The organism is Caballeronia sp. Sq4a, assembly GCF_023170545.1.
Lineage (GTDB): Bacteria > Pseudomonadota > Gammaproteobacteria > Burkholderiales > Burkholderiaceae > Caballeronia.
Genome location: NZ_CP084250.1, coordinates 67,011 through 92,568, shown reverse-complemented (window position 1 = coordinate 92,568; position 25,558 = coordinate 67,011). Strand labels below are relative to the sequence as shown.

Genomic DNA, 25,558 nt, shown 5'->3' with positions numbered 1-25,558 from the left:
ACATGACCGCTTCAGCCGCCGTCGCCGCCGCCGTCTCGGGCGAAGCGCCGGAAGGTGGAATCGACTTCCGCAGCCGCGACTTCCTGCTTTCGCACGTCCGCGACACGCTGGGCTTCTACGCGCCGACCGGCCGCGATCCGTCCGGCGGCTTCTTCCACTTTTTCAAGGACGACGGTAGCGTCTACGACCGCACGACGCGCCATCTCGTCAGCAGCACGCGCTTCGTCTTCAACTACGCGATGGCGTATCGCCACTTCGGCGATGCGCAATTCCTCGACGACGCCCGCCACGCGTTCCGTTTCCTGCGCGACGCGCACTGGGACGCCGCAAACGAAGGCTACGACTGGGAAATCGAGTGGCGCGACGGCCAGAAACGCACGCTCGACGGCACGCGGCATTGCTACGGGATGGCGTTCGTGCTGCTCGCGTGCGCGCATGCGGCGTTGGCGGGCATCGACGAGGCGCGGCCCATGATCGACGAAACGTTCGCCCTGATGGAACGCCGCTTCTGGGACGCCGAAGCCGGTCTCTACGCCGACGAAGCCACGCCCGACTGGCAGCTTTCGGACTACCGCGGGCAGAACGCGAACATGCACGCGACCGAAGCCTTGCTCGCGGCCTACGAGGCGACCGGCCACGTGCTCTACCTCGACCGCGCCGAGAAGATCGCGGGCAACATCACGCTGCGGCAGGCGCGCTTGTCGAACGGCCTCGTGTGGGAGCATTTTCACCGCGACTGGTCGGTGGACTGGCATTACAACGAATCGGACAGCTCGAACATCTTCCGTCCGTGGGGCTTTCAGACGGGGCATCAGACCGAATGGGCGAAGCTGCTGCTCATTCTGGAACGGCATCGCGCGCTGCCGTGGCTCGCGCCGCGCGCCATCGAACTGTTCGATGCGGGCTTTTCCCGCGCATGGGACGACCAGCACGGCGGCCTCTACTACGGCTTCGGCCCCGACGACAGCATCTGCGATCACGACAAGTACTTCTGGGTGCAGGCCGAGAGCTTCGCGGCGGCGGCGCTCCTCGGCGCGCGAACCGGCAGCGAACGCTTCTGGGACTGCTACGACGAACTCTGGCGCTATAGCTGGGCGCATTTCGTCGATCACCGCTACGGCGCGTGGTATCGCATACTGACCTGCGACAACCGCAAGTACGGCGACGAAAAAAGTCCCGCCGGCAAGACCGACTACCACACGATGGGCGCGTGCTACGAAGTGCTGAACGCGCTCGCCTCGCCGCACAACTCACGGTAAGCACGATGGCAACCGATCACACCACTTTTCCGCAGTTCGTCTCGGCCGGCGACATTCTCACTGACCTCATCCGCACCGGCGAGTCGAGCTGGCTGTCGCGCCCGGGCGGCGCGGGCTGGAACGTCGCGCGCGCCGTCGCCCGGCTCGGCCTGCCGACCGCATGCGCAGGCTCGCTCGGCACCGACAATTTCTCCGACGACCTCTGGCAGGCGAGCGTCGCCGCGGGCCTCGACATGCGCTTCATGCAGCGCGTCGAGCGTCCGCCGCTGCTCGCCATCGTCCACAAGACGCAGCCGCCGACCTACTACTTCATGGGCGAAAACGGCGCGGATCTCGCCTTCGATCCCGAGAAGCTGCCGCAAGGCTGGATGGAGCGCGTGAAGTGGGCGCACTTCGGCTGCATCAGCCTCGTGCGCCAGCCGCTCGGCGCGACGCTCGCCGCGCTCGCCGCGAAACTGCGCGAGCACGGCGTGAAGATCAGCTTCGATCCGAACTACCGGAACCTGATGGAGCACGGCTACGAGCCGATCCTGCGCAACATGGCGGGCCTCGCCGATCTCATCAAGGTGTCGGACGAAGACCTGCACATGCTGTTTCGCGGCATTCCCGAGGAAGACGCGCTCGCCCAACTGCGCGCGATGAATCCGCAAGCCACCGTGCTCGTCACCCGCGGCTCGTCGGAGGCGACGCTCTATGCCGGCGATGAAGCGTTCAACGCGCGTCCGCCGGTCATCGAGGTGGCGGATACGGTCGGCGCGGGCGATGCGTCCATCGGCGGGCTGCTCTATAGCCTGATGGCGCGTCACGGCGGCTGGCCCGAGCATCTCAAGTTCGCGCTCGCGGCGGGCGCGGCGGCGTGCCGTCATTCGGGCGCGCATTCGCCGTCGCTCGACGAGGTCGAGGAATTGCTCGGCTAAGGACTCAAGCGCGGACTCAAGCGCAGATTCGGGCGCGCCGCGGTCACACGCGGCGCATGACCGCGTGCTAGCATGAATTTCATGCTTAAGTCCTTGGGCCAGAGGCGAATCCATCATGGAAGACACGACCTACACGAAAGGCATCTACACCGCGACGATCGGCGTGCGCGCCATCGACGGCGGCAAGTTCCAGGGGCTCGTCTCCCTCTCGCGCGACGACGGCGAGCAGCCCGACGCGACGCTCTACGAAGTGGAAGCGGCATCGGAGAACGAGCACGAAGCACTCGACGAAGCGCGCGCGCTTGCGCACCGCATCCTCGGGGAAATCGAACTGTAGCTGGCAGAAAGACGGCGCGGGCGCGCCGTACACTGCATCGGAGGGCGACATGCCGGACCAGGTCTTCCTATATGGCGTCTATTCCATCCACGTGCGGCCGATCGAGCTTCAGGGCCCGCGCTGGGACGCCGAGTACGAGATTCGCCATCTGGACAAAGCCGTGCAGGACTGGAAGACAGTCGGCGGCGACGACGGGCTCCCGACGTCCAACGAAGCCATTCAGCTCGCGCACCTGCGCGCGGTCGCGGACATCGACGCCGGCGCGGGCATTCCGAAGCCCCGCGCGTTTCCCTGACTCTCCGCTCAATCCACCGGCATTTTCGGGTGCGGCCTGAGTCCGAGGCGCTCGGCCTCGCGATGATCGATTGCGGCCGCGCGTTCGTAGCCTTCGCGCGCCACCGCCCGTTCGACGTAATCGAAGAGCACGCCTTGCGGCTCGATCAGCCTCGCGACGAAAGCGATCTGCAACGTACTCGCGAGCAGTATGTCGGCGGCGGTGAACGGCTCGCCGAGCAGCCACGGCCCTTCTTCGAGCGCGCTTTCGATTGCGTGTTCGACGCGCGAAAGATCGCCCCAGCCGAAGCTGAAGGTGTTGCCCTGCGCGCCGGTCAAGCGCTCGGCCATCGCCGGTTCCAGGCATGAGCCGGTGAAGAACATCCATTGCAGGAACCGGCCGCGCGCCGGGTCCGAAAGCGGCGCGCCCAGACGCGCGTCCGGAAAGCGGTCGGCAAGATAGAGCAGCACCGCGCCGGATTCGGCCACGCGCACGCCGCCGTCGTCGAGCGCGGGGAGCTTCGACATCGGGTTCACGCGACTGAACGCGGCTTCGTTCTGCGCGCCCGCGCGGATATTCACGAACGCCAGTTCATACGGCTCGCGCAGTTCTTCGAGCATCCACAGCGCGCGAAACGCGCGCGTCTTCGGCCAGTAGAAGAGTTTCATCGGCGTCGGCCTTCTCTTGTTTTCGGAGCGTTCAGGTTAGTCCTAATCAGCGCCGCCACGCGAGCCGCACGGCTGCGGGTTTACGCCGACGCGCGCCCGGATCGAGCAGATTTCTCCCATTTATCTCGAAAAAGCCTGCGTGGTTTCTCAACGTCTGCCGATTTGCAGCGAGTGCGCAAAAACATTCCGCTTTCGGTGACAAAAAATGACGTATTGCCTCACATACAAAGAACGAGACAACCATGAACGCACGCGTCCCCGCCGATGCCCTGTCGCCTCGCCTCAACGAACCCGCGCTGTCCGACTATCAACTCGCCGACAACCTGAGCGCCACGCGCGGCCGAATCTTCCTGACGGGCACGCAGGCGCTGGTGCGTCTCGTGTTGATGCAGCGCGCGCTCGACCGCGCCGCGCATCTGAACACGGCCGGCTTTATCAGCGGCTATCGCGGCTCGCCGCTCGGCATGGTGGATCAACAACTGTGGAAGGCGAAAAAGCTGCTCGCGTCGCACGACGTGCGCTTTCTCCCCGCGATCAACGAAGAACTCGGCGGCACCGCCGTGCTCGGCACGCAGCGCGTGGAGAGCGACCCGGAGCGCACCGTCGATGGCGTCTTCGCGATGTGGTACGGCAAAGGTCCGGGCGTCGACCGCGCAGGCGATGCGCTCAAGCACGGCAACGCGTACGGCTCGTCGCCGCACGGCGGCGTGCTCGTGGTGGCAGGCGACGACCACGGCTGCGTCTCGTCGTCGATGCCGCATCAGAGCGATCAGGCGATGATCGCGTGGCACATGCCGGTGGTGAATCCGTCGAACGTGGCGGACATGTTGGAATTCGGGCTGTACGGCTGGGCGCTCTCGCGCTTTTCGGGCGCGTGGGTCGGCTTCAAGGCCATTTCCGAGACGGTCGAATCCGGCTCGACCGTCGATCTGGATGCGTTGAAGACCGACTGGACCGCGCCCGATGGCTTCACGCCGCCGCCGGGCGGCCTGCATAACCGCTGGCCCGACTTGCCGAGCCTCACGATCGAAGCGCGCCTGCACGCAAAGCTCGACGCCGTGCGCCACTTCGCGCGGACGAACAGCATCGACAAGTGGATCGCGCCGAGTCCGCGCGCGAACGTCGGCATCGTGACGTGCGGCAAGGCGCATCTCGATCTCATGGAGGCGCTGCGCCGCCTCGACCTGACCGTGGACGACCTCGACGCCGCTGGCGTGCGCATCTACAAAGTCGGGCTGTCGTTTCCGCTTGAAACCACGCGGCTCGATACCTTCGTCGAAGGGCTCGCGGAAGTGCTCGTGATCGAGGAGAAAGGGCCGGTCGTCGAGCAGCAGATCAAGGATCATCTGTACAACCGCGCTCAGGGCGCGCGGCCGGTCGTGATCGGCAAGACGACGCAGGACGGCGCGCCGCTACTCTCCGCGCTCGGCGAGCTGCGGCCCTCGCGCGTGCTGCCGGTGTTCGCGCAGTGGCTCGCGCGCCACAAGCCGGCGCTCGACCGCCGCGACAAAGTGGTCGATCTCGTCGCGCCGAAAATTCTGTCGAATATCGCCGATGCCGTGAAGCGCACGCCCTACTTCTGCTCGGGCTGCCCGCACAACACGTCGACGAAAGTGCCGGAAGGATCGGTGGCGCAGGCGGGCATCGGCTGTCACTTCATGGCGTCGTGGATGGAGCGCGACACGACCGGCCTCATCCAGATGGGCGGCGAAGGCGTGGACTGGGCCTCGCACGCGATGTTCACGAAAACGCCGCACGTCTTCCAGAACCTCGGCGACGGCACGTACTTTCACTCGGGCATTCTCGCGATCCGGCAGGCCGTGGCCGCGAAAGCCAACATCACGTACAAGATTCTCTATAACGACGCCGTCGCGATGACGGGCGGCCAGCCGGTCGACGGCAGCATTTCCGTGCCGCAGATCGCGCGGCAAGTGGAAGCGGAAGGCATCGCGCTGCTCGTCGTCGTGAGCGACGAACCGGAGAAGTACGACGGCCACGAAGACCAGTTCCCGCGCGGCACGACCTTCCATCACCGCAGCGAACTGGATGCCGTGCAGCGCCGCCTGCGCGAAACGGCCGGCGTGACCGTGCTGATCTACGACCAGACGTGCGCCGCCGAAAAGCGCCGCCGTCGCAAGAAGGGCGAGTTTCCCGATCCGGACAAGCGCCTTTTCATCAACGAAGCCGTGTGCGAAGGCTGCGGCGATTGCGGCGTGCAGTCGAACTGCCTGTCCGTCGAGCCGGTGGAAACGGAACTGGGACGCAAGCGCCGCATCGATCAGTCGTCGTGCAACAAGGACTATTCGTGCGTGAACGGCTTCTGCCCGAGCTTCGTCACGCTGGAAGGCGCGAAGCTGAAGAAAGCCGACGGCCACGCGTTCGATCCCGCCGAACTCGCGCGCCGCGTCGATGCGCTACCGCCGCCGCGCGCGCATCTGAATCACGCGCCGTACGACATGCTGGTGACGGGCGTGGGCGGCACGGGCGTCGTGACGGTCGGCGCGCTTATCAGCATGGCGGCGCATCTGGAGGGCAAGAGCGCGTCGGTGCTCGATTTCATGGGCTTCGCGCAGAAAGGCGGCTCGGTGCTGTCGTTCGTGCGCGTGGCGAGCGAGGACGCGCTGCTCAACCAGGTGCGCATCGACACCCAGCAGGCCGACTTGCTGCTCGCGTGCGATATGGTCGTCGGCGCCAGTCCGGAAGCGTTGCAAACGGTGCGGCATGACCGGACGAAGATCGTCGTGAACACGCACGCCATCCCGAACGCGAGCTTCGTGCAGAATCCGGACGCGAATCTGCACGCCGACGCGCTGCTCGACAAGATGCGCCACGCGGCCGGCGCCGATGCCGCCGATGCCCTGCAAACCTGCGACGCGCAATCGCTCGCGACGCGCTTTCTCGGCGATACCATCGGCGCGAACATTCTGATGCTCGGCTTCGCGTGGCAACTCGGCCTCGTGCCCGTGTCGCACGGCGCGTTGATGCGCGCGCTGGAACTGAACAATGTCGCGGTCGCCGCGAACAAGCTCGCCTTCGCGATCGGACGGCTCGCGGCGGCGGATATGAATGCGCTCGATTCGCTCGCGTCCTCGGCGCAGCCAAAGCGCGTCGCGATGGCGGACATGCCGCTTGCCGACCTCATCCGCGATCGCGAAGAGCGGCTGCTCGCGTATGGCGGCGCGAAATATGTCGAGCGATATCGTTCGCTGATCGCGCAGGCATCGGTCAATGATGACGTGAAGCGCGCCGTCGCGATCACGTTCTACAAGCTGCTCGCGGTGAAGGACGAATACGAAGTCGCGCGCCTGCACGCGGACCCGGCATTCCGCGCCGCGCTCGCCGCGCAGTTCGAAGGCGCGCCCGGCGACGCTTACACCGTGAAGTTCAACCTCGCGCCGCCCGCGTTGTCGCACGGCGCGCCGAAGAAGAAAACCTTCGGCCAGTGGATGTGGCCGGTGTTCGGCGGCTTGTCGAAGCTGCGCGCGCTGCGCGGCACGGCGCTCGATCCGTTCGGCAGAACGCTCGAACGCCGCATGGAGCGCCAGCTCGCCAAGGACTACGAAATCACGATGCAGCGCGCGCTCGCGAAACTCGACGCCAGCAACGCCAAGGACGTGGCGGCGCTCGCCGCGCTCTTCGAGCGCGTGCGCGGCTACGGTCACGTCAAGCTCGCGAATCTCGCGATGGTCAAACGCAGCGAGCGCGAACTCGTCGCGCGGCTCCGCATCGAAGCGGCGACGGGCGATGCGGTGCGCGCGTCCATCGAAGCGATGAAAGGCGCGTCGTCGCTGAAGGGCATTCCGGTCGTCGTCGCGAAGTGAGCGAAGTCAGTCGGCGTCGTCGTCCGGCAGCCAGTCGATGTCGCCGCACAGCACGCAGCGCTTGCCGCCGGAGCGCGTCTCGACCGATAGCGTGACGCACGGCATCGCCTCGTTGATCGACAGATACGGCTTCGTCACATGCACGCGCTCGGGGTCGCCGAGCGCCGCGCGAAAGTACGGACGGCGCAGCCAGTTCGCGCCCTGCGCATCGACCAGCGGCAGAAAGCGCGCTTCGTGGGCGGCGCGGTCGGCGCGCAGCACGACATTGCGGCCCGACTGCCGGCCGTTCTGGTCGAGCAGAAAGCAGCGCGCGGCGTGATCGAGCGCGAGGAAGTTCCAGCACACTTCGTCGAGCGGTTCGCCTGCCGCGAGCCGCTCCGCCGCGCGCTCGAACGCGCGGACGTACGGCTGAAGCCGCGTCGCGACGCGCCGCTCGCGCGCTTCGGTCTGCAAGCGATACCGCTCCGTCAATTCGCCGATGATGTTCTGCGCATGCACGCCGTCCGCGAGCCCCGGATGCGGCCGCGCGAAGAAAAAGCCCTGCACGAAGTCTGCGCCGCTCGCGAGCGCAAGCTGCGCCTCGTGCTCGGTTTCGACGCCTTCGATCAGCACGAGCTTGCCCGCCTCGTGCAGCAGCGAGACGATGCCCGAGAGCACCGCTTCCATGTTGCGCCGCTGCTTGCGCGTGCGCTCGGACAGCGGCGCATGCACGTTGTGGCCGGCGTGCGACAGCATCACGCGGTCGAGTTTGACGATATCCGGATCGAGTTGCCAGATTCGTTCGATATTCGTATGTCCCGCGCCGAAATCGTCGAGCGCGATGAGGAAGCCCTGATCGCGGAACTGCTGCACGGCCTGCGCAAGACGCTCGATGTCCTCCGCGCTCTGCTCCAGCACTTCGAGCACGACACGGCGCGGCTCGATATGCAGGCGCTTCAGATTGGCGAGCAGCGCGGCCGCGTGATACGGCTCGGTCAGCGCGCCGGGATGCACGTTGAGGAACAGCCATTCGTCCTGCGCGCCGAGCATCTTGAAGTTTTCGAGATGCAGCGCTTGCGCGAGACGGTCGATCTGCAACGCTTCGCCGACGCGCGACGCCTGCGCGAACACATCGACCGGCGGCACGGGACGGTCGAGCGCGTCGTGCGCGCGCAAGAGTCCTTCGTAGCCGACCGCGCGCATGTGCGAGAGGCTGAACACCGGCTGGAACACGCTGGAGAGCGTCCACTCGCCGTGCTCGACCGAATAGCGGTCCAAGCCCGACATCACGCCGAGCTCGAAGCTGCGCGCGGAGAGCGTCGTCTTCTCGGGATTGGCGATCACCATGTGGATGCCCCCGCGCGCGCGCCGCGCGCTTCATGCTCCGGCCCCGCGCCGGTCCCGCCCGATACCGTTTTCATAAGAACCGCCCTCGATGATCTCGTCGGGAGTCTCGCGTCCCGTGGCTGTCGTTAAAGCAAGGTCCATGCGCGCGATGCCGCCGCCTTTGTCGGGCGTTTGCAGGGTTCATGCACCGCGAGCGGGCGGCAAACGCATGCACGCGCACCGCGTGGGTGCGTCGCGCAAACATGCCGTGGACGAAGCGTCGGGCTACACTCTCGCGTCGTCTCGAAAATAAACGGACGCCCGCGCGTTCGCATCCGGCATGGAAATCGTCTTCACCGTTCTCATCCTGCTGATGATCGTGGCGCTGTCCGGCGTCGGTCTCAGCCTGCTGCCGGTCAAGCTGCCGCTGCCGCTCATTCAGATCGCCATCGGCGCGATGCTCGCGTGGCCCGGCTTCCGGCTGCACGTCACGTTCGACCCCGAACTGTTCATGCTGCTGTTCATCCCGCCGCTGCTGTTCGCCGACGGCTGGCGCATTCCGAAACGCGAGCTGTATCTCGCGCGCCGCGCCGTTCTCATGCTCGCGCTCGGGCTCGTGTTCATCACCGTGGGCGCGCTCGGCTACTTCCTGCACTGGATGATTCCCGCGATGCCGCTTCCCGTCGCCTTCGCGCTCGCGGCCGTGCTTTCGCCGACCGATGCGGTCGCGCTCACGGGCATCGCCGGGCGCAACCGCATTCCGGCAAACCTCATGCATATTCTGGAAGGCGAAGCGTTGATGAACGACGCGTCGGGTCTCGTCGCGCTGAAGTTCGCCATTGCGGCCGCGCTGACCGGCGTGTTTTCGCTACACGAGGCGGCCATTAGCTTCGTCGTGATCTCGGTGGGCGGGCTCGCGATCGGCGCGGCGATCAGCTGGATCGTCACCGAGATTCCGGCGCGCGTGCTCAAGTTCTCCGAGGACGACGATCCCGCCGCAGGCGTGATCCTGACCGTGCTGATTCCGTTCGCCGCCTATGTGATCTCGGAGCGCGCGGGCTGCTCGGGTATTCTCGCGGCCGTATCCGCCGGGATGATGATGAACATTCAGAGCCTGCGCGCGACGATTCCGAGCGCCGTGCGCGTGCGCATGACGAGCACGTGGACGATGATCGAGTTCGTGTTCAACGGCATGGTGTTCATCCTGCTCGGCTTGCAGTTGCCACACATCATCGGGCGCGCGCTGATCGAGGCGCATCAGGACGGCAACGCGCAAGTGGGCCTGCTGATCGGCTACGTGATCGCGACGGTGCTCGCGCTCTACGCGCTGCGCTTCGTGTGGGTGTATTGCCTGCGCTGGGTCGCGAGCCGCAGCGCGGCGAAGGTCGGCACCGAAAGCGCCGCGCCCGGCTTGCGCACGCTGGCGCTGACGACGATCGGCGGCGTGCGCGGCGCGGTGACGCTCGCGGGCGTGCTCTCGCTGCCGGTCACGCTCGACAACGGCGCGGCGCTGGCGGGGCGCGATCTGGCCATTTTCATCGCGTCGGCGGTGATTCTCGCGTCGCTCTTGATTGCGGTCGTCGGCTTGCCGGTGGTGCTGCGCGGCGCGAAGCGCGAGCGCAATCCGCATGCGGCCGAGGAGCGGCTCGCGCGTCGGCGCGCGGCGCAGGCGGCGATCCGCGCCATCGACGAAACGCACGCGCTGCTCACCGACGACATGGACGAAGCCGCGTCGGCCCGCTGCGCGGATTCGACGGCGCGCGTGATGGACACGTACCGGCTGCGGCTGGAATCGCTCGGCGACGAGGAAGCGCCGCGCGTGGCGGCGAGACGAAGCGAGATCGTGGAAACGCGGCTCAGAATGGCGGCGCTGCGGGCGGAGCGCGCGGAACTGCTGCGGCTGAGAACGGATCAGGCGATCAACGATGAGACGCTGAACAAGCTGATGCGGGAGATCGATCTTTCGGAGACCGCGATTGTGAATCGTAAGCGGGGGATGACGGCCTAAAGGGGGGGCGGCGTGGCCGCACCCCAGCAAACATCAAACCACACCCGCCCCGCGCCGGCGCAGAATCGCATAGAAAATGATCGCGCCGAACGTCGCCGTGCCGATGCCGCCGAGCGCGAAGCCGCCGAGCTTCAGCGTGAAATCGCCTGCGCCGAGCACGAGCGTCACCGCCGCGACGATCAGATTGCGGTTATCCGAGAAGTCCACCTTGTTGACGACCCAGATGCGCGCGCCCGTCACCGCGATCAGCCCGAACACGACGATCGACACGCCGCCGAGCACCGGGCCGGGAATCGTCTGGATCAGCGCGCCGAACTTCGGCGAAAATCCGAGCACGATGGCAAACAACGCGGCGATCACGAACACGAGCGTCGAGTAGATCTTGGTGACTGCCATCACGCCGATGTTTTCCGCGTAGGTCGTCACGCCCGTGCCGCCGGCAAAGCCCGAGACGATGGTCGCCAGCCCGTCGCCGATGAACGCGCGGCCGATGTACTTGTCGAGACTGCGTCCGGTCATCGCGCCGACCGCCTTGATGTGGCCGAGATTTTCGGCGACGAGAATGATCGCGATGGGCGCGAGCAGCGTCATGGCCTGCGGCTGGAAGACCGGCGCGGTGAAGTGCGGCAGGCCGAACCACGCGGCGTTCGAGACGATGCCGAAGTCGATCGGCTTGCCCATGCCCATGCCGTTGGTCAGCACCGCATAGATGACGTATGCAATGGCGAGGCCGATCAGAATGAGCAGCCGCTGCGCCATGCCGCGCGCGAACACTGCGACGCCGCCGACGCACAGCACGGTGACGAGCGCCATCCACGAATCGAAGTTGCTGCCGCTCACGCCTTTCACGGCGATCGGCGCGAGATTCAGCCCGATCACGCAGACGATCGAGCCGGTGACGACGGGCGGCATCAGCGCTTCGATCCAGCGGGTGCCGACGGCCGCGACGATCGCGCCGATGACCGCATACGCCACGCCGCACGCGATGATGCCGCCGAGCGCGACCGGAATGTTCGGGTTAGCGCCGTGCCCCGAGTAGCCCGTGACCGCGATCACGAGCCCGATGAACGCGAAACTGGAGCCGAGATAGCTCGGCACGCGTCCGCCGACGAGCACGAAGAACAGCAGCGTGCCGATGCCGGACATGAAGATGCAGAGATTGGGATCGAAGCCCATCAGGAGCGGCGCGAGCACGGTGGAGCCGAACATCGCGACGACGTGCTGAATGCCCATCGCGATCATTTGCGGCCAGGGCAGGCGCTCGTCAGGCCCGACGACGCGCCCGCCTTCGGCATTCGGCTGCTCGGGCCAGCGCGGGAAATAGGAATCGGACATGGGCAGCTCTCCTTCTCGGCGATGATGCGCCGGCCACGCGGCGCGCTTGATTCTTCGGACAGGCGCGAGTGTACGGAGTGGGCCGAACCGAGGCAAGCGAGCCGAAAATCGGTGTTGCTTATGCGATGTTGGGCGCGGGTTCGCGGAGGTTGGGGTTGCGTGGCGCTGTTGCGCGGTGTTTGCCTGCTCGATCGTCCGGCGCTGTGGAGCGGAGTTCGCTTGAGGCGACGACGCGGGCGAACCGGCGACGTCCTGCGGGCGCATACGAACCTTCCCGCGCGCGCCTAAACGCGACGTTGCCTCCGCGATCGTCCGGCGCTTCTTCAAGCGGCGTTCGCTCGATGCGACGACCCACGAACCAGCACCAGCCCGCGGGCGGATACGAACGTTTCCGCCCGCGCTTACAGGCGACGTTGCCTGCGATCGGCGGGCGCTGTTACCGAGCGGAGTTCGCCTGATGCGACGGCGCGCGGACGGACGGCGTCCAGCGCGGGCATCGGCACGGCAACGCGCTCTCGCGCGGTGCTGTCCAGTCACTGCCCAGAATTGGCTTCCTGTAGGCTTTTGCGTGATGGGTCGCGCAAGCTCGCAGTGGCCCGCCCGCGAGGCCTTCGATGACGTGCGCCGCTCGCTACTGCGAGCGCCGTTTGAACGATGCGTCGAGCGAGACCGCAACAAGCCGCGCCGAAATTCGGCAGCCGGCTTTCTGGCGATGTTGCTGCGCAGACCTCGGATGTGGCTTCTTGGCGGCGTCCAGTTATGAGCTCTGCGGAGTCAAACCGGTCGCGCGCCTACAGGCAATGCGGCCTGCCCGATCGCCGGGCGCTGTTTCAATCGGCCTTCGCTTGACGCGAAGACGCACGAACCGCCACCAGCCCGCGCAAGCCCTGCCTCCGCCCCGCGCCGTCCGCCTACGCGCGCCCTTCCAGCTCGAACACCGCCACCGCGCCCTTCAACTGCTCGGCCTGATCCGCCATCGCGCCGGCCGCTGCCGCGGCCTGCTCGACGAGCGCCGCGTTCTGCTGCGTCACCTGATCCATTTGCGCGACCGCGCGATTCACCTGCTCGATGCCCGCGCTCTGCTCGTGCGACGCCGCCGAAATCTGCGCCATGATGCCCGTCACGCGCTGCACGGCTTCCGTGACTTCAGCCATCGTCGCGCCGGCGCGCTCGGCGATCGCCGCGCCGCTGTCCACGCGCGCCGTCGACGCTTCGATCAATTCCTTGATCTCCTTCGCCGACATCGCGCTACGCTGCGCGAGCGAGCGCACTTCGCCCGCCACGACCGCGAAGCCGCGCCCTTCCTCGCCCGCCCGCGCCGCTTCGACGGCTGCGTTCAACGCGAGAATGTTCGTCTGGAACGCGATGCCTTCGATCACCGCGATGATGTCCGTCATGCGCTTGCTGCCTGACGCCAGTTCGCGCATGTTGTCGACCACTTCGCCGACCAGTTCGCTGCCGCGCGCCGACACGTCCGACGCGCCGCGCGCGAGCGTGGTGGCTTGGTCGGCATTGCTCGCGTTCTGGCGCACGGTCGCGGTGAGCTGCTCCATGCTCGACGCGGTTTCTTCCAGCGACGCCGCCTGCTCTTCGGTGCGCTGCGAGAGGTCGGTGTTACCCTGCGCGATCTCGCGCGATGCGAACAGAATCGACTCGCTCGCGTGGCGAATGCCGCCGACGATATCCGCGAGCTTGCTGCTCATGTTGCCGAGGCTGTGCAGCATGCTGCTGTCGTCGCCGGGACGCGTCTCGACGCGCGCCGTCAGATCGCCCTGCGCAATGCGGTTGGCGATCTGCGCCGCATACGCCGGCTCGCCGCCGAGCTGCGCGGCAAGACGCCGGCCGATGACCACGGCCAGCACCGCGCCCGCCGCCATCGCGCCCAGAACGAGCGCGAGCAATACGACGCGCATGGTGTCGTACTCCGCCGCCGCGCTCGCGCGCGCCGCCGTCGCGCGCGCACGCTTGTAGTCGGCGAGCCGCTCCAGCGCGTCGCGCGCCTTCTCGCTCGCGGCAATCGCGCGTGCAATCAGCCCCATCTGATCGACGTCGATAGGCATGGGCTTCACGCCCATCTGCATCTGCACGATCTCTTCCCACGCGGCGACCGACTGGCTCGCGGCGTCGTAGAGCGCCGAGCCTTGCGGCGTCGAGAGCGTCGGGCGCATGCGCTCGAACGCGCGATGCATGGCGGCGAGCGATTCGCCCATGTCCTGTTTGAGCTTCTGCTTGCCGGCGTCGTCGGCGAAGGTCAGGTTGGCGGCGTCGAGGTCCGTGTTGACCTTGTGCTTGTTGATTTCCTCGGCCCAGTAGAGGCCGTCCATGTGACGGTCGCCGATTTCCTCGACGAGGCTATGCATCTTGGCAAGCGACACCACGCCGGTTCCGCCCACGCACGCCGTGAACAGAATCACGACCGCGAACGACAACAACAGCTTGCTCAAGACCGACAGGCGGTCAAACCCTTTCATCGATGTCTCCGAATGTCGCGAGCGGGCACGTCGGACGCCGCGGGCGCGCACGCGCTCGCTCGCTTCCGGTCCCCGGCTCCTTTTCCGCGCCCCGCAGACGACGCCCGCGGACAGCGCTTTTCGCCGGTGCAATGCCGGCGTTGCGCGATACATGTCACGCACAAGGAGGCTTTACGGCGCTCGCGACGTGTTTCTTGAGCGCGGTATACAGGGTATATGGCGGAAACGTCGCCGCGCGCATGGCGGCTGGGAGACACCTTTCTTGTTGCTAACAAGCAGGCGATTAGGAGACTTCCTACTTTTCGGATTTATCGTATATAAGGGCGCGATGCCGCCACGTATGCTGCGTTCGTGCATATCCCCATGTATATGCACGAAGTCGTTGCAACTCTCCGATTACCGCCCTCGTTCCCCGGCTTGGGCGGTTCTTTTTTGGTTCGTCGTTTTTCTGCGTGGCAGCGGTCGCTTACTGGCGCACCGGCTTCTTCGCCAGCTTGCGCTGCAACGTGCGCCGATGCATGTTGAGCGCGCGCGCCGTCGCCGATATATTGCCGTTGTTCTCCGCCAGCGCCCGCTGGATATGCTCCCACTCCAGCCGCGCCACCGAAAGCAGCGTCGGGTGCTCGATCGCTTCCTCGGCCGTCTGCTCGCTCGCCTCTTCCTGAAGCGCCAGCAGAATCGATTCGACGTTCGCGGGCTTCGCCAGATAATTGTCCGCGCCGTCTTTCACCGCTTGCACGGCCGTCGCGATGCTCGCATAGCCGGTCAGCACGAGAATGCGCGCATCCGGTTGCAGGTCGCGCAACGGGGCGACGAGGCGCAGCCCGGAATCGTTGCCCAGATGCAAGTCCACCGTGATCTGACCGAACTTGTGCTGGTTCGCGAGCTTCACGGCTTCGTCCGCGTTGTGCGCCTGATGCGCCGTGTAGCCGCGACGCGCCAGCCCGCGCGCCAGAATGCCCGAGAAGACTTCGTCGTCGTCGATGATCAGGAAGTTGTTATCGCTCATGGTTCATTTCTCCTTGTTTCTCTTGGCCAGACAGGTTCACGCCGCGCCGCTCGATTCCGTGCGCGCCGTCGCAACCGGCGCCGCCGCCGCGCCCCGGTTCGGCACCCTGAGCACGGCGCGCGTGCCGTGCGGCTCGCCCTCCAACAGTTCGATGGAACCGTTGAGCCGCGCCGCCGCCGCGAACGCCAGATAGAGCCCGACGCCGTGGCCGCCCTGCGTGCTGTCGACAGGACCCGCGCCGAGCGACGCGCGCAGCGCGGGCGGAATGCCGGGGCCGCGATCGCACACTTCGAAGCGCACGTACCGCGCGCCTTCTTCCGCTTCCGCCACGGCTTGCAGCGTCACGAACTCGCTGCTCGCGCGCGCGGCGTTGTCGAGCAGGATCGTGAGAATCTGGCCGACGGCCACCGCGTCGTCGATGGACGCCGTGGCCGGCGCGTCGCCGACCTGCTCGAACTCCACTTGCGGATGCCGCAGCCGCCATTGCTCGATGAAACTCGCGAGCCATTCGTCGAGCGGCTGCCGGTTCGACGGCCCGCTCGCCCGGCTGCGCAGCCGCGCGAGCGCCGACGTGCAGAGCGCCATCTGCTGTTCGAGCAGTTCGAAGTCGTCCGCGTAGGGCGCGAGATTGGAGTCGTGCGCGGCGGCATCGCGCAATTCTTCGGAGAGCATGGCAATGGTGGACAGCGGCGTGCCCATTTCATGCGCGACGGTCGCTGCCTGCACGCCGAGCGCGACCGCGCGTTCATCGCGCAGATGACGCTGCTGCGCGTCGGCGAGCGCGGCGTCGCGCAGGCGCAGCGCCCGCGACATGCGCGCGACGAACCAGCCGATCAAGCCGACGCTCACCATGAAGTTGACCCACAGGCCGAGGCGGAAATAATCGAAGAGATTCGCCGGATTCTCGATATTGAGCGGCACGTAGTTGTAGCTGAGAAGCGCGTAACACGCGACGGCGAAGAGCGCGAGGCACGCCATCATGTGCCACGGCAGGATGGCGGCGGCAATGGCGAGCGACGGCAGATACAGCGTGACGAACGGATTGGTCGCGCCGCCCGACAGAAACAGCAACGCCGACAGCGCGCCGAGATCGACGCACATCTGCCCGAACAGTTCGAGGTTCGTTTCGGGCCGCGCCCGCGCGACGCGCAGCCACGTCAGCCCGTTGAAGACCATCTCCAGCGCGATCACGAGCAGCATGGCCGGCAGCGGCAGATTCGCGCCGAGCCAAATCTGCACGACGGCGATGGTCGTCAACTGGCCGATGATCGCGAGCGAGCGAAGCCAGAACAGATGGCCGAGGTTGACGCGACCGGTATTCGTTATGCGATGCATGTTCCTTCGAGTGCGCGCCGGCAGCGAAAGCGCGCGCCGGCAAGTCGTGGTTCATGCGGCATTATCCCGCTTGCGCGCGCCGCCGAACCGCCGATGGCGCGATTTGTCGCACCCCGCGCGGCATGCGCTCTGCTAACCCGAAATGCCGGCCTTTTCTATTTCAGCGAGCAGGCACGCCCGGCACAGACACGCTTCGGCCGCGCGCAGGCGCTCCGGGGGCAACGCGGGCAGCGACGCACACCAGCAGGCGGCATCGCCCGAAAGCGAGCCGCATCGGAAAGTCGCGCCGCAGCGGGTGCAGACGGCGGACGGCGCGTCGGTTTGGGACGATGGCTTCGTCATGGTGACGCATTCGTGACATCGAGAAGTTGAACGATGATCGCACGTCGGCGCTGTGCCGGAAAACGCGGCGGCGTCGCGGCAAAACGTCATATCGCCTCGCATCGGTCCTGTACAATTCCGCCTGTTTAAACGCTCTTCGCCTCGACTGCCGCCATGTCCGACCTTCCCGACCTCACGCAGATCGCGCCTACCCTGAAAGCTGAAATCCTGGCCGAGGCGCTGCCCTATATTCGTCAATATCACGGCAAGACGGTCGTGATCAAATACGGCGGCAATGCCATGACCGAAGAGCGTCTGAAGCAAGGCTTCGCGCGCGACGTCATTCTGCTCAAGCTCGTCGGCATCAACCCGGTGATCGTCCACGGCGGCGGCCCGCAGATCGACCAGGCGCTGAAGAAAATCGGCAAGCAGGGCACGTTCATCCAAGGCATGCGCGTCACCGACGAAGAGACGATGGAAGTCGTCGAGTGGGTGCTCGGCGGCGAAGTGCAGCAGGACATCGTCACGCTCATCAATCACTTCGGCGGCCACGCGGTCGGTCTCACCGGCAAGGACGGCGGACTCATCCACGCGCGCAAGCTCATGATGCCGGACCGCGACAATCCGGGGCAGTTCATCGACATCGGTCAAGTGGGCGAAGTGGAATCCATCAACCCGGCTGTCGTTAAGGCGCTGCAGGACGACGCGTTCATTCCTGTCATTTCGCCCATCGGCTTCGGCGAAGACGGCCTTTCGTACAACATCAATGCGGATCTGGTCGCAGGCAAGCTGGCGGTCGTGCTGAACGCCGAAAAGCTCGTCATGATGACCAACATTCCCGGCGTGATGGACAAGGAAGGCAATCTGCTCACAGACCTTTCGGCGCGTGAGATCGACGCCCTGTTCGCCGACGGCACCATCTCCGGCGGCATGCTGCCGAAAATCTCGTCGGCGCTGGATGCCGCGAAGAGCGGCGTGCGCTCGGTGCATATCATCGACGGGCGCATCGAGCATTCGGTGCTGCTCGAAATCCTGACCGAACAGCCGTTCGGCACGATGATCCGCTCGCATTGAGCTTCATTGAGCCTTGCTCATTTCATGACGACGCCCGCCTCCGCGCGGGCGTTTCTTTTCGCGCAATGAATTCGCAACCCACTTCCCGCCGCCGCCGCGTCGCGCCGCGCGTGCCGGTCTGGCTCTTCGATCTCGACAACACGCTGCATCACGCGTCGCATCAGATCTTTCCGGCCATCAATCGCGCGATGACGCAGTACATCATGGACCGGCTCGGCGTCGATGTGGACGAGGCGAACCGGTTGCGCGTCGGCTATACCGTGCGATACGGCGCCACGCTCGTCGGGCTCGTGAAGCATCACGGCGTCGATCCGGCCGACTTTCTGCACGTCGTCCACACGTTCGCCGATCTTCCGTCGATGCTGCGCGCCGAGCGCGGCATCGGCCGCATGCTGCGCGCGCTGCCGGGCCGCAAGATCGTGCTGACCAACGCGCCGTCCGTCTACGCGCGGGCCGTGCTCGCGGAACTCGGCATCGAGCGGCTATTCGAGCGCGTGATCGCGATCGAAGACATGCGCGAAGGCGACCGCTGGCGTTCGAAGCCGGACGCGCCGATGCTTCGCCGTGCGATGCGACGCGCGCGCGTGCGTCTCGCCGATGCCATTCTCGTCGAAGACACGCGCGGGCATCTGAAGAGCTATCGGCGGCTGGGCATTCGGACCGTGTGGATCGTCGGGCATCTGCCGGCGGCGCGCACCTCCGCAGGCGCGGCTTCGGTGCGTTTGCCGGGCGTGGGCAGGCCGCATTATGTGGATCGCACCGTGCGGTCGTTGCGCGCGCTGACGCTCGGCATGCGCGGCGGCGCGCTCGGGCGGCCAGCGGCTAGATCCTGAAGAGACGCCGCGCGAGAATATCTTCGAGGTCCGAACGCATATCCACGACGAGATGCACGTAGATCGTGTCGTCGTCGACCTTGTAGATGATTCGGTTCGTGCCGCTAACGACTTCGTAATAGCCCGTCATGCGAAAGTCGACGAGTTCCGGCGGCGTCGCGCCGTTGCGCTGCGAAGCCTCGATGTCTGCGACGGCATCCGCAATCTTGTCGCGCGTCGCTTTCCATGCGGTGCCGCCGAACTTGTTGATGACGTAACGCCGGAAGTCCTGCAAATCTTGTCGAACGGGATCGAGAAAGACGGTCTTCATTTGAGGCCCTCTTCCTTGTCGAGCCGCTCGATCTCGGCGAAAAAATCGCCCGCGCTGATGCAATGTCCCGCCTCGATATACTTTTGCCCCATCGCCAGAATCTTGAGCAGCGCGACGGTCTGATGCAGGTCCTCGTAGGACTGAACGTCCTGCACGACAACCTTCGCTTCGCCGTTCTGCGTGATGAGCATCGGCTCGCGGCTCTCCACGACGTTGCGGATCATCTCGGCTGCGCGGCTCTTCAAATGACTCAGCGGTCTGACGCGACTCGGTTTCATGTCGATTCCCGGCAAGGCGCGATGCCTAGACAATATAGACAGAAAACGACGCGCCACCCAAGCCGGCTACCGCGTGACGATTAGCGGCTTTATTACGTTTTCCGCTATACTTCATCGCTTGACAGAATTGAACACGCGCCGATTTGCTGACTCGATTGCGGGCGCGCGAACCAGGGCATCGGCATTGCTCTGGTTCACTATAAATGCGGCTAAAGAGGTCGTCAGCCGCGCCTATCTTCCGCTTCTTCGCGCCCAGCCGACACCGTTTAGCCGCCCAGTAAAGGCGGAATGAATGGAATCCATCGGCATCGTCACTCCCCAAACCTTGCGCTTTTCCGAGCCGCTTGTGCTTCAGAGCGGCAGTTCGCTCGGCGACTATGAACTCGTCGTCGAAACGTACGGTGAACTCAACGCCGCGCGCTCGAACGCGGTGCTCGTCTGCCATGCGCTCAACGCGTCGCATCACGTCGCGGGCGTGTACGCCGACAATCCGAAGGACGTCGGCTGGTGGGACAACATGGTCGGACCGGGCAAGCCGCTCGACACCAATCGCTTCTTCGTCATCGGCGTGAACAACTTCGGCTCGTGCTTCGGCTCGACCGGGCCGATGAGCATCGACCGCGCGACCGGCAAGCCGTACGGCGCGCGCTTTCCCGTCGTGACGGTGGAAGACTGGGTGCACGCGCAGGCGCGCGTGGCGGACCGCTTCGGCATCGAGCGATTCGCGGCCGTGATGGGCGGCAGTCTCGGCGGCATGCAGGCGCTCGCGTGGAGCCTCATGTACCCGGAGCGGCTCGGGCATTGCATCGTGATCGCGTCGACGCCGAAGCTCTCGGCGCAGAACATCGCGTTCAACGAAACCGCGCGCTCCGCGATCCTCTCGGACCCCGACTTCCACGGCGGCGACTACTACGCGCACGGCGTGAAGCCGCGCCGCGGCTTGCGCGTCGCGCGCATGATCGGCCACATCACGTATCTATCGGACGACGACATGGCTGTGAAATTCGGCCGCGCGCTGCGCCGTGCCGAAGGCGCGCTCGACGCGTACAACTTCAACTTCGACGTCGAGTTCGAAGTGGAGTCGTACCTGCGCTATCAGGCGGACAAGTTCGCCGAATACTTCGACGCCAACACGTACCTGCTCATCACGCGCGCGCTCGATTATTTCGATCCCGCCAAAGCCTACGACGGCGATCTCACGCAGGCGCTCGCCCGCACGAAGGCGAAGTATTTGATCGCGAGCTTCACGACGGACTGGCGTTTCGCGCCGGCGCGTTCCCGCGAGATCGTGAAGGCGCTGCTCGACAACAAGCGCACCGTGAGCTACGCCGAAATCGACGCGCCGCACGGCCACGACGCCTTCCTGCTCGACGATGCGCGCTATCACAACCTGATGCGCGCCTACTACGAACGCATTGCCACGGAGATCGGCGCATGAACCAGAACACGCTTGATTCGCTCGCGCTGCGCTCCGACTTCCGGGCGATCGCACGCTGGGTGGAACCGCGCTCGACCGTGCTCGATCTCGGCTGCGGCGACGGGTCGCTGCTCTCGCTGCTCGCCGAAGAGCTGGAAGTGAACGGCTACGGCATCGAGATCAACGACGCCGGCGTGCTCGCCTGCGCGCAGAAGGGCGTGAACGTGATCCAGCAGAATCTCGAAGACGGCCTGCGCCTCTTCGAAGACGACAGCTTCGATTTCGCTATCCTCTCGCAGACGCTGCAGACCATTCACCAGACCGCCGCGATCCTGCGCGAAACGGTGCGCGTGGGGCGCGAATGCATCGTGTCGTTTCCGAACTTCGGCTATTGGCCGCACCGGCTTGCGGTCATTCAAGGGCGCATGCCGGTGTCGAAGTCGCTGCCGTATCAATGGCATAACACGCCGAACGTGCGCGTGCTGACCATCAAGGACTTTGAGGCGCTTGCGCCGGAAGTGGGCATCGAGATTCTGGACCGCGTGGTGCTGCACGGCGGGCAGTCCATCCGTTGGGGCGCGAACTGGCGTGGTAGTCTTGCGGTCTATCGCGTGAAGCGCCGGTGATGCGACCCGGCGCATCAAGCATCGACAACGCTTTTCCAACATCGACATGCCCGACACGCCACACGAGGCGCCCGCTCTAACTGCTCACGAAGAACATCCCCGCTGGCACGCGTTTCTCAACGCGCGCATCCTGATCTGCGTGTTTCTCGGCTTCACGTCGGGATTGCCGCTTTTCACGTTGCTGAGTCTGTTGCAGGCGTGGCTCACGAAAGAGCACATCGACGTCAAGCAAATCGGTCTGTTCGCGCTGCTCGGGCTGCCTTATACGTGGAAATTCGTCTGGGCGCCGCTGATGGACCGCTACGTGCCGCGTCTGCCGTTCTGGCGGCCGGGCCGGCGGCGCGGCTGGATGCTCGTCACGCAAGTGCTCGTGACGCTGGCCATCGGCGCGTTCGGCTTTGTATCGCCGAGCGAGGACATCTGGACGGTGGCCGCCATCGCCGGTCTGCTCGCGCTGTTCAGCGCGAGCCAGGATATCGCCATCGACGCGTACCGGCGCGAACTGCTCGCGGACACCGAACAGGGACTCGGCAACGCGGTCCACGTCAACGCATACAAAGTGGCGGGGCTCGTGCCGGGCTCGCTCGCGCTGATTCTCGCCGGCTTCCTGCCGTGGAAGACGGTCTTCATCGTGACGGCATTGTTCATGCTGCCGGGCATCGTCACCACGTTCGTCGTGAAAGAACCGGCCGTTCACGGCACGCCGCCGAAAAGCCTGCGCGATGCGGTCATCGAGCCGTTCCACGAATTCGTCACGCGCGACGGCTGGCGCGCCGCGCTCCTCGTGCTCAGCTTCATCTTTCTCTACAAGCTCGGCGACACCATGGCGACCGCGCTCGCCACCAAGTTCTTTCTCGACCTGGGCTTCACGACCTTGCAGCTCGGCGTGATCGCGAAGACGGTCGCGTTCTGGACGAGCCTCGCGGGCGGCATTATCGGCGGCGTGTTTCTGGTGAAGATCGGCATTGCGCGCGGGCTGTGGATTTTCGGCGTGTTGCAGATCGTCGCGACATTCGGCTTCGCGTGGCTCGCGAAGATCGGGCCGTCGCCGGTCGCGCTCGCGGTGCTGTACGGCTTCGAGACGTTCGCCACGGGGCTCACGCTCGCCACGTTCACCGCGTACATCGCGAGCACCACCGACCCGCGCTACACCGCGACGCAATTCGCGCTTTTCACGAGCCTGGCAGCGGTGCCGCGCACGGTCGTGTCCGCGCTGAGCGGCTTTATCGTCGCGAGGACGGGCTGGTTCGAATACTTCCTCGTCTGCATCGCGCTGTCGATTCCGGGCATGTTACTGTTGCCGATCATCGCGCCCTGGAGACCAAAACGATGACGGTGCGCATATCAACTCACCGTGCGGGCCGCGCGCTCGCGCGGACGCTTGTCTGCGCGCTCGCGTGCGCCTCGCTCGCATCGCCGCGCGCGCATGCGCAGGACGAAGAGCGCGCTCCCGCGCCTTACACCGCGCCGAACAACCAGATCCGCTTCGGCAACACCGCGCTCTTTCGCAATCTCATTCCGCCTGCAGCGCTCGAACAGCAATCGGCCGACGCGTACGCCGCGATCATCCACGAGGCCGAGCGCAACAAGCGGCTGCTGCCGAACGACAACGCGCTGGTGAAGCGCGTGCGCGACATCGCGAATCACGAGATTCCGTTCGCGCTCAAGTGGAACGACCGCTCGAAGAACTGGAAGTGGGAAATCAACGTCGTGCGGTCGAACGAGATCCGCATGTACTGTCTGCCGGGCGGCAAGATCGTCGTGTATAGCGGCTTGATCGAGAAGCTGCATCTGAACGACAACGAAATCGGCATGATGTTGGGCCACGAGATCGCGCACGCGCTGCGCGAACACGCCCGCGAGCGGCTCGGCCGCCAGCAGGCCGAGCAACTGACCGCGGGAACGATGCCGCAGCTTTTCGGCTTTGCGGATGTCGGCTCGACACCGCTCGGCATCGGCGATCAGCTGCTCGCCATGCGCTATTCGCCTGCCGACGAGACCGAAGCCGACGTGATCGGCAGCGAGATCGCCTCGCGCGCAGGCTACGATCCGCGCGCCGCCGTCACGCTGTGGAACAAGATCGATACCGCCACGCGCCGTGAGGATAATGGCTTCGTCTGGATGCACCCGTACGGGCCGGACCGCAAGCAGGATCTGGAGAAACGCATGTCGGACATGATGCCGCTGTATGCGAAAGCCGTCGGCAAGAGTATCGATGCGTTGCCGAACTACGCGGGCATGGGGCGGTTCAAGAAGAGCGGGCGGTAATCACTTCCGGCCGACCTTCCAGTCGTAGTCGATCGTCAGCGGCGCGTGGTCGCTGAACTTGATGTCGCGGAAGATGGACGTGCTCTTCGCGGTCGCGGCAACCTCTTTGGTCGCGATCTGATAGTCGATGCGCCACCCGACGTTCTTCGCGTACGCCTGACCGCGATTGCTCCACCACGTGTATTGCTCGGGCCGCTGGTCGAGCGTGCGAAATACGTCGACATAGCCGACTTCATCGAACAGCTTGGTCAGCCACGCGCGTTCCTCCGGCAGACAGCCGGAATTCTTCTGATTGCTCTTCCAGTTCTTGATGTCGATTTCCTTGTGCACGATGTTCACGTCGCCGCACAGAATGACTTCGCGCTCTTTCGAAAGCTCGGCGAGATGCGGCATGAACTCGTCCATGAAGCGGTACTTCGCCTGCTGACGCTCATCGCCGCTCGATCCCGACGGCACATACACCGACACCACCGAAAGCCTGCCGAAGCGCGCTTCCACGTAGCGCCCTTCGGCATCGAACTCCTCGCTGCCGAAACCGATGATCACGTCGTCCGGCTCGTGGCGCGTATAGACGCCCGCGCCGCTGTAGCCCTTCTTGACCGCGTGCTGGAAGTAGCCCTGAAAGCCGTGCGGCGCGAGGAACTCCGGCGTCAGGTCGTCCTGCGAGCACTTGATTTCCTGCACGCAGACGACGTCGGCTGCCTGCTCGCCGAACCAGTCGAAAAAGCCTTTCTTGGCAGCCGAACGAATGCCGTTCAGATTGGCGGTGATCACGCGAAACATACGCTTCCTTTCTTCTTGATTTGATTTACTCGACCTTCACTCCGGTGAGCGACTCCTTCGCCGGCGGGAATTCGAGCTTCATGCCCTGCATCGTGCGCAAGACGAGCTCGGCGACCATCACGTTCCGATGCGTCTTCGAATCGCCCGGAATGATGTACCACGGCGCGTAGTCCGTCGAGGTCGCGCCGAGCGCCACCGAATACGCCTGCTGATAGTCGTCCCACAGCTTGCGGGCCTCGAGGTCCGAGACGTCGAACTTCCAGTGCTTCGTCGGATCGTCGATACGCGCCTGCAGCCGCTTGCGCTGCTCGTCCTTCGAAATGTGCAGAAAGCATTTGACGATGGTCGTGCCCGCATCCGCGAGCAGCGCCTCGAACTCGCGGATATGACGATAGCGCCGCTCGCATTCGTCATCGTCTATTTGCTTCAGCACGCGCGGCACGAGCACGTCTTCGTAGTGGCTGCGGTTAAAGATCGCGAGTTCGCCCGCCATCGGCGCTTGCGCGTGGACACGCCAGAGAAAGTCGTGCGCCATCTCGCGCTCGGTCGGCGCGCGAAACGGCACGATGCGCAGGCCGAGCGGATCGACGTCCTGAAACACGCCGCGCACCGTGCCGTCCTTGCCGCTCGTGTCCATGCCTTGCAGCACGAGCAGCACGCGCTCGCGGCGCTGCGCGTGCAGCTTCTCCTGCAACTCGTTCAGCTGCGCGCCGATTTCAGCGAGGCGCGCGCGGTCGTCGTCTTTCGCGCCTGTCGAGAAAGGCTTCTGAGACGGATCGACTGAAGTGATGTCGAACGCCTTGAGCTTTTTTCCGCCGTCGAAGAACGGAACGCGATAGTCGTCCAGGTCGGATTTCTTGGCCATGTTTTTTTCCGCTTCAGCAATGAAAAACGGGCCGCTGCACAGAT

At 65.4% G+C, this 25,558-nt stretch carries 23 protein-coding genes; 12 read left to right on the top strand and 11 right to left on the bottom strand.

The genetic code is table 11. The annotated features are described in order from the left end of the window. Positions 1-2 precede the first annotated feature (2 nt). The 4 genes from LDZ24_RS00395 (at position 3) to LDZ24_RS00380 (ending at position 2,808) form a co-directional block, all read left to right on the top strand. Entirely contained in the window at positions 3-1,259 is a 1,257-nt protein-coding gene (locus LDZ24_RS00395; RefSeq protein ID WP_371747423.1) for an AGE family epimerase/isomerase, read from the top strand. A gap of 5 nt (positions 1,260-1,264) precedes the next feature. After that, positions 1,265-2,176 carry a carbohydrate kinase gene (locus LDZ24_RS00390; RefSeq protein WP_248320888.1) on the top strand — a complete coding sequence of 304 codons (912 nt, stop codon included), beginning with the start codon at positions 1,265-1,267 and terminating at the stop codon, positions 2,174-2,176. A 115-nt stretch (positions 2,177-2,291) separates the two neighbouring features. After that, positions 2,292-2,513, top strand: a complete 222-nt coding sequence (locus tag LDZ24_RS00385; protein WP_159837620.1) for a hypothetical protein — start codon at positions 2,292-2,294, stop codon at positions 2,511-2,513. Positions 2,514-2,562: 49 nt separating this feature from the next. Further along, on the top strand, positions 2,563-2,808 hold the full coding sequence (locus tag LDZ24_RS00380) for a hypothetical protein (RefSeq protein WP_248320887.1): 246 nt from the start codon (positions 2,563-2,565) through the stop codon (positions 2,806-2,808). 8 nt (positions 2,809-2,816) lie between these two features. Here LDZ24_RS00380 and LDZ24_RS00375 read toward each other — a convergent pair whose 3' ends face one another. Further along, positions 2,817-3,455, bottom strand: coding sequence for a glutathione S-transferase family protein (locus tag LDZ24_RS00375; protein ID WP_248320886.1), 639 nt, complete (start codon positions 3,453-3,455; stop codon positions 2,817-2,819). A 242-nt stretch (positions 3,456-3,697) separates the two neighbouring features. Between LDZ24_RS00375 and LDZ24_RS00370 the strand changes: the two genes are divergently transcribed. Then, the gene (locus LDZ24_RS00370) at positions 3,698-7,276 is read left to right on the top strand and encodes an indolepyruvate ferredoxin oxidoreductase family protein (RefSeq protein ID WP_248320885.1); all 3,579 of its coding nucleotides are present in this window, start codon (positions 3,698-3,700) and stop codon (positions 7,274-7,276) included. 6 nt (positions 7,277-7,282) lie between these two features. Here LDZ24_RS00370 and LDZ24_RS00365 read toward each other — a convergent pair whose 3' ends face one another. Then, a complete protein-coding gene (locus tag LDZ24_RS00365; protein ID WP_248320884.1) occupies positions 7,283-8,602 on the bottom strand; it encodes an EAL domain-containing protein in 1,320 nt (439 codons plus the stop codon). 319 nt (positions 8,603-8,921) lie between these two features. On the opposite strand from LDZ24_RS00365, the gene LDZ24_RS00360 reads away from it, so the two are divergent. Continuing rightward, a complete protein-coding gene (locus tag LDZ24_RS00360; RefSeq protein WP_248320883.1) occupies positions 8,922-10,589 on the top strand; it encodes a Na+/H+ antiporter in 1,668 nt (555 codons plus the stop codon). 33 nt (positions 10,590-10,622) lie between these two features. On the opposite strand, the gene LDZ24_RS00355 is transcribed toward LDZ24_RS00360, so the two are convergent. From LDZ24_RS00355 to LDZ24_RS00335, 5 genes are all read right to left on the bottom strand, one after another. Continuing rightward, positions 10,623-11,924, bottom strand: a complete 1,302-nt coding sequence (locus tag LDZ24_RS00355; RefSeq protein ID WP_248320882.1) for a solute carrier family 23 protein — start codon at positions 11,922-11,924, stop codon at positions 10,623-10,625. Between the two features lie 911 nt (positions 11,925-12,835). Further along, the gene (locus LDZ24_RS00350; protein WP_248320881.1) at positions 12,836-14,395 is read right to left on the bottom strand and encodes a methyl-accepting chemotaxis protein; all 1,560 of its coding nucleotides are present in this window, start codon (positions 14,393-14,395) and stop codon (positions 12,836-12,838) included. Positions 14,396-14,861: 466 nt separating this feature from the next. Continuing rightward, a complete protein-coding gene (locus LDZ24_RS00345; protein ID WP_159837606.1) occupies positions 14,862-15,404 on the bottom strand; it encodes a response regulator transcription factor in 543 nt (180 codons plus the stop codon). 36 nt (positions 15,405-15,440) lie between these two features. Continuing rightward, positions 15,441-16,739 (bottom strand): ATP-binding protein, encoded by a 1,299-nt coding sequence (locus tag LDZ24_RS00340; RefSeq protein WP_248320880.1) that lies wholly within the window; start codon positions 16,737-16,739, stop codon positions 15,441-15,443. A 132-nt stretch (positions 16,740-16,871) separates the two neighbouring features. Then, complete coding sequence (locus LDZ24_RS00335; RefSeq protein WP_248320879.1) at positions 16,872-17,081, bottom strand: cysteine-rich CWC family protein; 210 nt, start codon at positions 17,079-17,081, stop codon at positions 16,872-16,874. A gap of 153 nt (positions 17,082-17,234) precedes the next feature. Between LDZ24_RS00335 and argB the strand changes: the two genes are divergently transcribed. Together argB and LDZ24_RS00325 are read left to right on the top strand one after the other, a co-directional pair. Further along, entirely contained in the window at positions 17,235-18,134 is a 900-nt protein-coding gene (gene argB / locus LDZ24_RS00330) for an acetylglutamate kinase (protein ID WP_248320878.1), read from the top strand. Positions 18,135-18,199: 65 nt separating this feature from the next. Further along, the gene (locus LDZ24_RS00325) at positions 18,200-18,967 is read left to right on the top strand and encodes a pyrimidine 5'-nucleotidase (RefSeq protein WP_248320877.1); all 768 of its coding nucleotides are present in this window, start codon (positions 18,200-18,202) and stop codon (positions 18,965-18,967) included. Here LDZ24_RS00325 and LDZ24_RS00320 read toward each other — a convergent pair. Continuing rightward, positions 18,957-19,277: a type II toxin-antitoxin system RelE/ParE family toxin gene (locus LDZ24_RS00320; protein WP_248320876.1), complete on the bottom strand. Its 321-nt coding sequence runs from the start codon at positions 19,275-19,277 to the stop codon at positions 18,957-18,959. The genes LDZ24_RS00325 and LDZ24_RS00320 overlap by 11 nt on opposite strands. Next, positions 19,274-19,555, bottom strand: coding sequence for a type II toxin-antitoxin system Phd/YefM family antitoxin (locus LDZ24_RS00315; protein WP_175938940.1), 282 nt, complete (start codon positions 19,553-19,555; stop codon positions 19,274-19,276). Before LDZ24_RS00315 ends, LDZ24_RS00320 begins: the two co-directional genes overlap by 4 nt. Before the next feature lie 292 nt (positions 19,556-19,847). Here LDZ24_RS00315 and LDZ24_RS00310 point away from each other — a divergent pair, with 292 nt between their 5' ends. From LDZ24_RS00310 to LDZ24_RS00295, 4 genes are read left to right on the top strand one after another with little or no spacing between them, the layout of a single operon-like run. Continuing rightward, positions 19,848-20,993, top strand: coding sequence for a homoserine O-acetyltransferase (locus LDZ24_RS00310; RefSeq protein WP_175938938.1), 1,146 nt, complete (start codon positions 19,848-19,850; stop codon positions 20,991-20,993). Beyond that, entirely contained in the window at positions 20,990-21,598 is a 609-nt protein-coding gene (gene metW / locus LDZ24_RS00305; RefSeq protein WP_175938937.1) for a methionine biosynthesis protein MetW, read from the top strand. The genes LDZ24_RS00310 and metW overlap by 4 nt, the downstream gene beginning before the upstream one ends. Positions 21,599-21,644: 46 nt before the next feature. After that, positions 21,645-22,931, top strand: coding sequence for an AmpG family muropeptide MFS transporter (locus tag LDZ24_RS00300; RefSeq protein WP_248320875.1), 1,287 nt, complete (start codon positions 21,645-21,647; stop codon positions 22,929-22,931). Continuing rightward, positions 22,928-23,866, top strand: a complete 939-nt coding sequence (locus LDZ24_RS00295) for a M48 family metallopeptidase (protein WP_248320874.1) — start codon at positions 22,928-22,930, stop codon at positions 23,864-23,866. The genes LDZ24_RS00300 and LDZ24_RS00295 overlap by 4 nt, the downstream gene beginning before the upstream one ends. Here the strand turns inward: LDZ24_RS00295 and LDZ24_RS00290 are convergent, their stop codons facing one another. Beyond that, a complete protein-coding gene (locus LDZ24_RS00290; protein WP_248320873.1) occupies positions 23,867-24,649 on the bottom strand; it encodes an exodeoxyribonuclease III in 783 nt (260 codons plus the stop codon). It abuts the gene before it with no gap. Positions 24,650-24,674: 25 nt separating this feature from the next. Further along, positions 24,675-25,514, bottom strand: a complete 840-nt coding sequence (locus tag LDZ24_RS00285; protein ID WP_248320872.1) for a PPK2 family polyphosphate kinase — start codon at positions 25,512-25,514, stop codon at positions 24,675-24,677. Positions 25,515-25,558 lie beyond the last annotated feature (44 nt).

What these genes read in the sequence shown, in the direction of transcription:
- LDZ24_RS00395 (WP_371747423.1), top strand. Translation starts at nt 3, where the DNA reads ATGACCGCTTCAGCCGCCGTCGCCGCCGCCGTCTCGGGCGAAGCGCCG.
- LDZ24_RS00390 (WP_248320888.1), top strand. Translation starts at nt 1,265, where the DNA reads ATGGCAACCGATCACACCACTTTTCCGCAGTTCGTCTCGGCCGGCGAC.
- LDZ24_RS00385 (WP_159837620.1), top strand. Translation starts at nt 2,292, where the DNA reads ATGGAAGACACGACCTACACGAAAGGCATCTACACCGCGACGATCGGC.
- LDZ24_RS00380 (WP_248320887.1), top strand. Translation starts at nt 2,563, where the DNA reads ATGCCGGACCAGGTCTTCCTATATGGCGTCTATTCCATCCACGTGCGG.
- LDZ24_RS00375 (WP_248320886.1), bottom strand. Translation starts at nt 3,455, where the DNA reads ATGAAACTCTTCTACTGGCCGAAGACGCGCGCGTTTCGCGCGCTGTGG.
- LDZ24_RS00370 (WP_248320885.1), top strand. Translation starts at nt 3,698, where the DNA reads ATGAACGCACGCGTCCCCGCCGATGCCCTGTCGCCTCGCCTCAACGAA.
- LDZ24_RS00365 (WP_248320884.1), bottom strand. Translation starts at nt 8,602, where the DNA reads ATGGTGATCGCCAATCCCGAGAAGACGACGCTCTCCGCGCGCAGCTTC.
- LDZ24_RS00360 (WP_248320883.1), top strand. Translation starts at nt 8,922, where the DNA reads ATGGAAATCGTCTTCACCGTTCTCATCCTGCTGATGATCGTGGCGCTG.
- LDZ24_RS00355 (WP_248320882.1), bottom strand. Translation starts at nt 11,924, where the DNA reads ATGTCCGATTCCTATTTCCCGCGCTGGCCCGAGCAGCCGAATGCCGAA.
- LDZ24_RS00350 (WP_248320881.1), bottom strand. Translation starts at nt 14,395, where the DNA reads ATGAAAGGGTTTGACCGCCTGTCGGTCTTGAGCAAGCTGTTGTTGTCG.
- LDZ24_RS00345 (WP_159837606.1), bottom strand. Translation starts at nt 15,404, where the DNA reads ATGAGCGATAACAACTTCCTGATCATCGACGACGACGAAGTCTTCTCG.
- LDZ24_RS00340 (WP_248320880.1), bottom strand. Translation starts at nt 16,739, where the DNA reads ATGCATCGCATAACGAATACCGGTCGCGTCAACCTCGGCCATCTGTTC.
- LDZ24_RS00335 (WP_248320879.1), bottom strand. Translation starts at nt 17,081, where the DNA reads ATGACGAAGCCATCGTCCCAAACCGACGCGCCGTCCGCCGTCTGCACC.
- argB (WP_248320878.1), top strand. Translation starts at nt 17,235, where the DNA reads ATGTCCGACCTTCCCGACCTCACGCAGATCGCGCCTACCCTGAAAGCT.
- LDZ24_RS00325 (WP_248320877.1), top strand. Translation starts at nt 18,200, where the DNA reads ATGAATTCGCAACCCACTTCCCGCCGCCGCCGCGTCGCGCCGCGCGTG.
- LDZ24_RS00320 (WP_248320876.1), bottom strand. Translation starts at nt 19,277, where the DNA reads ATGAAGACCGTCTTTCTCGATCCCGTTCGACAAGATTTGCAGGACTTC.
- LDZ24_RS00315 (WP_175938940.1), bottom strand. Translation starts at nt 19,555, where the DNA reads ATGAAACCGAGTCGCGTCAGACCGCTGAGTCATTTGAAGAGCCGCGCA.
- LDZ24_RS00310 (WP_175938938.1), top strand. Translation starts at nt 19,848, where the DNA reads ATGGAATCCATCGGCATCGTCACTCCCCAAACCTTGCGCTTTTCCGAG.
- metW (WP_175938937.1), top strand. Translation starts at nt 20,990, where the DNA reads ATGAACCAGAACACGCTTGATTCGCTCGCGCTGCGCTCCGACTTCCGG.
- LDZ24_RS00300 (WP_248320875.1), top strand. Translation starts at nt 21,645, where the DNA reads ATGCCCGACACGCCACACGAGGCGCCCGCTCTAACTGCTCACGAAGAA.
- LDZ24_RS00295 (WP_248320874.1), top strand. Translation starts at nt 22,928, where the DNA reads ATGACGGTGCGCATATCAACTCACCGTGCGGGCCGCGCGCTCGCGCGG.
- LDZ24_RS00290 (WP_248320873.1), bottom strand. Translation starts at nt 24,649, where the DNA reads ATGTTTCGCGTGATCACCGCCAATCTGAACGGCATTCGTTCGGCTGCC.
- LDZ24_RS00285 (WP_248320872.1), bottom strand. Translation starts at nt 25,514, where the DNA reads ATGGCCAAGAAATCCGACCTGGACGACTATCGCGTTCCGTTCTTCGAC.